Source organism: Thermocladium sp. ECH_B, assembly GCA_001516585.1.
Classification (GTDB): Archaea; Thermoproteota; Thermoprotei; order Thermoproteales; family Thermocladiaceae; genus Thermocladium.
This window is the reverse complement of the sequence record LOBW01000136.1, coordinates 1-1,617: the sequence shown is the minus strand read 5'-3', so window position 1 is coordinate 1,617 and position 1,617 is coordinate 1. Positions and strand designations below refer to the sequence as shown.

Below are 1,617 nucleotides of genomic sequence, written 5' to 3'. Positions count from 1 at the left end.
GGGTCAAGCCCCTACCATCCTCATGGTAGAAGTATGTGTCTGCCCATCGTAGGGTATTGTAGGCCTCACAAGCCGCCTCCAATTGGGCCTTTAACGCCCTCAGCGTTCGTCGATCGGTGTATGCTCTAAACCTAAACCCCACGATGGGCATCAGAGGAACAGGAACACCACTAATATAAAGCTATCCCCTCATCCCCGCCATAAATTGCGAGGCTTCCCCCATGCGTATAAGGTTCGCCATGGTGGGGCTTATTTCCTGATAAAACTGACGGCAAACCTCGCCCTAAAGGCGGGGAGGAGGTCAGTACATTGATTTTGTGGTTTTGTGATTGAATTAATTGCGTGTCCACTTAGTGGTAACGCTTTACAGGAAAACATAAACCCACTCCATTAGAGCAACGATTAGGGTACATGAGGAAATTGTTATTAATCAATTAGTTAGGGGCTCTATTGATCAAGTATGTCCGCACCATCTGGTCAAGACCTGGCTAAATATGAGAGGATAGTAGTGGACATGGATATATGCATCGGATGCGGTGCATGTGTCTCCGTGTGTCCCTATAATGCGCTGGAGTTGGATGAGAATGGGAAGGCCAGGCTAATATGGGAGGCTTGCCCAGACTCCTTTGAATGCATAAAGGTGTGTCCAGTCAACTGCATATGGAAGGCCAGCGAGGCGCCGGAGGAATCAAAGAGCAAGCAATGGTACAGGTTCAATAGGCAATTAACTCCAGAGGAGCAGCAAATATTTGAGCAGTGGAGAGCCAAGTACGGCATTAAGTCTGACCCAATAAAGGCCTAATGAGTTAATCCAAATGAGTTAATCCAATTCATTATTTTTGCAATGAATCCTAAATGGCCTCCTAGACCTAATTGCTTCATTAATTAATTCCTTGATCCGATCAATGCTTATGCAATCAACTTGGTGGCTTCCAGCCATTAAATCCAGTGATCTCTGCATTAGTCTCTGAAAACCCGTGAGGGATTCCTCCTGCAGCTTAGCGAAGGCCGCGGCCAGCACTATTAATCCCTGAACTCGGGTATCCCTATTCGCTCTCCAAACGCCCTCCAGAACCTCGTGGGCCTCCCAGAACCTCTCCTCATTAAATAATTCAATGAATGCCTTAAAGGGGTTCTCCACCTCATTCTCCTCATTTAGCGGAATAATTCTTGTCACGCTGCCGATCGCCTTATCGATTATATCCGCATCAGCCCCAATATTGCGCGATAATGCATCAACCTCAATATGGTTACTGCCGATTCGAATGTTTATCACGTGAATGCCAAGATCTCTTAACCTCCTCATTAATTCCGGCCTATTAGTTACCAGGGCTCCCCGTGGCGCTACATGGATCAAGTACCTCGCCGTGCCTTGGTTATCCCTCACATTACATTGATCGGTGGAGGACAATTAAATATTTGGCAAAAGGTATTTGATTTATTTTTGTTAATGATTGTGCCTGCTACGGCAGCGCTAATCCCACTGCGCCGGCGTAGGCCATTATGAAGAATACCCAGCCATCAATGAACGATATGGCGCCTGCTGCCTTGGCTAGCATGGGTTTCCCGGCATAGTGAGCAGCGGCTAGCAGTATTCTGGCCTCCTCCCCGCCTTGA

2 protein-coding genes are annotated in these 1,617 nt (G+C 47.4%); one reads left to right on the top strand and one right to left on the bottom strand.

Annotated elements, in window-relative coordinates:
- Positions 1–460: 460 nt before the first annotated feature.
- Positions 461–802: a ferredoxin gene (locus AT710_09740; GenBank protein ID KUO89833.1), complete on the top strand. Its 342-nt coding sequence runs from the start codon at positions 461–463 to the stop codon at positions 800–802.
- Between the two features lie 18 nt (positions 803–820).
- Here the strand turns inward: AT710_09740 and AT710_09735 are convergent, their stop codons facing one another.
- On the bottom strand, positions 821–1,387 hold the full coding sequence (locus AT710_09735) for a hypothetical protein (GenBank protein KUO89832.1): 567 nt from the start codon (positions 1,385–1,387) through the stop codon (positions 821–823).
- Positions 1,388–1,617 lie beyond the last annotated feature (230 nt).

Coding starts and splice junctions, on each gene's coding strand:
- AT710_09740 (KUO89833.1), top strand. CDS start 461: ATGTCCGCACCATCTGGTCAAGACCTGGCTAAATATGAGAGGATAGTA.